Origin of the sequence: Actinomadura darangshiensis (assembly GCF_004349235.1) — a bacterium.
GTDB classification, from domain to species: domain Bacteria; phylum Actinomycetota; class Actinomycetes; order Streptosporangiales; family Streptosporangiaceae; genus Spirillospora; species Spirillospora darangshiensis.
Genome location: NZ_SMKY01000496.1, coordinates 1 through 3,854, shown reverse-complemented (window position 1 = coordinate 3,854; position 3,854 = coordinate 1). Strand labels below are relative to the sequence as shown.

The window sequence follows — 3,854 nt, the reverse complement described above, 5'->3', positions numbered from 1 at the left end:
GTGCTCGGCTGGCTGCTGGGCCGCCGGAGCGGGCGCCGCGCCCGTCAGCGGGATCTGCCGTTCCCCGTCCCGCCGTGGATGTACGGGCCCGGCGCACCGGCCGGTCCTCCGCCCTGGGGGACGCCCGGAGATCGGTAGGGCCGACGACCGTCCCACCCCCTGTCGCCCTTTTCCTTGCGCGGATTACGGTGCTGGGAAGGGTTCCGTTGGGAGGGCGCCTTGAGCGGGACGGTCGGGGATCGATTGCAGAGGGCTCGGCGGCGGCGGTTCGTCGGGCGAGGGGCCGAGATCGAGCTGTTCCGGTCGGCCCTGGAGGACGAGGCCTTCTCCGTGCTGTTCCTGCACGGGCCGGGCGGGGTCGGGAAGAGCGCGCTGCTCGGAGAGATGGCGGAGGCGGCGCGGCAGGCCGGGATCACGCCCGTTCTCGTGGACGCCCGGACGGTCACCCCCGAGGCAGGGGCCTTCCTGCGGGCCGTCGACGCACCCAGGGGCCGGTATGCCGTGTTCGTCGACACCTACGAACTGCTCGCGCCCCTGGACGACTGGGTCCGTGAGCAGTTCGTCCCCGGGCTGCCCGCCGACACGCTCGTCGTCATCGCCGGGCGGGACGCCCCCTCGGCTCGGTGGGTCGCCGACGCCGGGTGGCACGAACTGCTGCGGGTCGTCTCGCTGCGGAACCTCAGCCCGGACGACACGCGGGCCTACCTGGACGTCGAGGGCGTGCCCGCCGAGCAGCACGAGCGGGTGCGGCGGCTGGCGCACGGGCATCCGCTGACGCTGTCGCTGCTGGTAAACGATCCGGCGGCGGCAGGACGTGCCCGGCGCGATGAGCGACGCGCCCGACATCGTGCGTGCCCTGCTCGGGCGGCTGGTCGACGAGGTGCCGGGGCCGCCGCATCGCGAGGCGCTGCAGATCTGCGCGCACGCGCGGTTCACGACCGAGGACCTGCTGCGCGGCATGCTCGGGGAGGAGCGCGCCGGGCCGCTGTTCGGGTGGCTGCGCGGACTGTCGTTCGTCGAGGAGCGGGAGTTCGGGCTGTTCCCGCACGACGTGGTGCGCGACATCCTGGACGCCGACCTGCGGTGGCGCGACCCGGACGGCTACGCGGCCCTCCACCGGGCGCTGCGGGCCCACTTCGTCGGACGGGCCAGGGGAGCGCGCGAGGACGAGCCCGTCCGGCACCAGGCCGTCGCGGACATCATGTTCCTCAGCCGCGGCCATCCCGTCGTCCAGGGGTACTGGCGGCTCGCCGGCCTGGGCGGGTTGTCCGCGACCGGGTTGAAGGCGAGGGACGCCGAGACCGTCCTCGCGATGACCCGGACGTACCAGGGAGCGGAGCAGGCCGCCCTCGCCGCGTGGTGGATCGGGCGGCAGCCGGAGGCGTTCGGGGTCTTCCGGGACGAGGCCGGCGAGCCGTTCGGGTACGCCGCCTACGTGGCCCTGCACGAGGTCGCCGAGGACGAACTGCGGGCCGATCCGGGGGCGTGGGCGATGTGGGGGCACGTGTCGCGGCACGGTCCGCCGCGCCCCGGGGAGAGCGTCCTGGCCTGGCGGTTCTTCGTGGACACCGAGCCGGAGCAGCGCCCCTCCCGGTCGGAGACCATGATCCGGCTCTGGCACGGGCAGGAGCTGATCACCCGCGGCGGGAAGGCGTGGGACCTCGTCACCGTCCCGTCCGAGCGGGAGTACTGGGACCCGCTGCTGTCCTTCTTCGACTTCCACCACGCGCCGGAGGCGTCCTACCGGTCCGGGGGACGGCTCTACGACGTGTACGCGCACGACTGGCGGGTGCTGGGCGTGGACGACTGGCTCGCGCTGACCGCCGAGCGGGAGCTGGGCGCCCCCGTGACGGAGGCGACGGCGGCCGCGCCGGAGCTCGTCCTGTCGCAGCCGGAGTTCGCCGACGCCGTGCGCGGCGCGCTGCGCGACCTGCACCGCCCCGAACGGCTCGCCGGGAACCCGCTGGTGCGGTCGCGGCTCGTCCGGTCCGCGGACGACCCCGTCGCGGCGCTGCGGAAACTGGTCGAGGAGGCCGCCGGGGCTCTGCGCGAGGACGCGCTTCACCGGGTCGTCGACCGTACCTTCCTGCGGCCGGCGGCCACCCAGGAGCGGGCCGCCGAGATGCTCGGGCTGCCGTTCAGCACCTACCGGCGGCACCGCAACCGGGCCGTCGAGCGGATCGTCGCCGCGCTGTGGGAGAAGGAGCTCTACGGAACCGGCCACCAAGTGGACAGCTAGCGGCCTGGCGGGTGGACACCGGGCCGCCGCATCGTCGCCTCATCGACCGACAACGGGAGGCACGAGATGCGAAGCATCGGAGAACACGCGGTAGTGCTCGGCGCCGGCATGGCGGGGCTGCTCGTGGCGCGCGCCCTGGCCGGGGCCTACGAGCGGGTCACCGTCGTCGAACGCGACCGGGGCCGGGCGGACGGATGGCGCAAGGGCGTCCCGCAGGGGCGGCACGCCCACATCCTGCTGCCGCGCGGGCAGCGGATCCTGGAGGACATGCTGCCGGGCGTCGAGGCCGAGCTCATCGGCGCCGGGGCCGTCGTCGCCGACCCCGGCGCCGACCACCGCTTCACCCTCGGTGGGCACACGCTCGCCCGGCGGCGCGGGGCGGAACGGGCGATCCAGGCGAGCCGGCCGCTCCTGGAGGGCGTCGTCCGCGACCGCGTCGGGGCGCTGCCCGGCGTCCGGTTCGCCGGGGGACGCGACGTCGTCGGGCTGCTCACCGGCCAGGGCCGGGTCACCGGCGTCCAGGTGGTGCCGCGGGCCGTCGGCGCCGCCGCCGAGGAGATCCGCGCCGACCTGGTGGTGGACGCGATGGGACGCGCCGGCCGCACCCGGTACTGGCTGGAGCGGCTCGGGCACGGGCCCGTACCGCGCGAGGAGGTCAAGGTCGCGGTCGCCTACGCCACCCGGCCGATCCGGCTGCCGCTGGACTCCGGCGCGGGCAAGGCCGTCGTCGTCGGGCCGCGGCCGGGCAGCCCGCGCGGCATGGCGATGGTCGCCGTCGAGGGTGACCGGCACCTGCTCACCATCGCGGGCCTGGACGGCGCCAACCGTCCCCCCGCTGACGAGGAGGGCTTCCTGGACTTCGTCCGGACGCTCGCGCCGCCGGAGGTGTTCGAGTCGATCCTCGCCGCGGAGGTGCTCGGCGAGATCGCCTCGCACCGGTACCCGTCCGATCTGCGCAACCACTACGAGCGGATGCGGGGGCTGCCCGCCGGGCTGCTGGTCACCGGCGACGCGCTGTGCAGCTTCAACCCCGTCTACGCGCAGGGCATGACCGTGGCCTGCCTGGAGGCGGAGGCGCTGCGCCGCTGCCTGGACGCCGGGCCGCGCGGCCTGACCAGGCGCTACTTCCGGACGGTCGCGAAGGCGCTGAACGACCCGTGGCGGATGGCCGTCGCCGCCGACCTCTCCATGCCCGAGGTGGAGGGCCGCCGCACTCCCGCGATCCGCCTGCTCAACGCCTACGTCGGCCGCGTCCAGGCGGCCGCCGCCCGCGACACCGGCGTGGCCGAGCAGTTCTTCCGCGTCATTGGCCTGCTGGACCCGCCCGCTACGCTCCTGCGCCCGTCGATCGCCGCCCGGGCCCTCTGCCCGTCCGGATCCCCCGCACGCCCGGCGCGGACACGGCGGATGGCCGCCGCCGTTCCCCGGGACGGAGGGTTCTGATCGGCGCCTAGCCTGTGGGTATGCGGAATTGGCTGGGCGGGGTGGCGGACGTCTGCTGTGTGCTCGTGTTCGTGGGGATCGGGCGTAGTTCGCATGACGAGGCCGCCAGTGCGGCGGGGTTCGCCACCACTGCCTGGCCGTTTCTCGTGGGGCTCGCCGTCGGGTGGGGCGC

3 protein-coding genes and 1 pseudogene are annotated in these 3,854 nt (G+C 75.1%); all 4 read left to right on the top strand.

Features of this window, described 5'->3' with window-relative positions; translation table 11 throughout:
• Window positions 1–174: 174 nt before the first annotated feature.
• Window positions 175–381 (top strand): annotated as a pseudogene (locus E1293_RS50600) (hypothetical protein); the annotation flags it as partial.
• 445 nt (window positions 382–826) lie between these two features.
• Complete coding sequence (locus E1293_RS45350; RefSeq protein WP_132206092.1) at window positions 827–2,239, top strand: hypothetical protein; 1,413 nt, start codon at window positions 827–829, stop codon at window positions 2,237–2,239.
• 66 nt (window positions 2,240–2,305) lie between these two features.
• Window positions 2,306–3,682 carry an FAD-dependent oxidoreductase gene (locus tag E1293_RS45345; protein ID WP_132206090.1) on the top strand — a complete coding sequence of 459 codons (1,377 nt, stop codon included), beginning with the start codon at window positions 2,306–2,308 and terminating at the stop codon, window positions 3,680–3,682.
• A 20-nt stretch (window positions 3,683–3,702) separates the two neighbouring features.
• Window positions 3,703–3,854 (top strand): DUF3054 domain-containing protein (locus E1293_RS45340; RefSeq protein WP_132206088.1); only part of this gene is annotated, 152 nt, incomplete at its 3' end.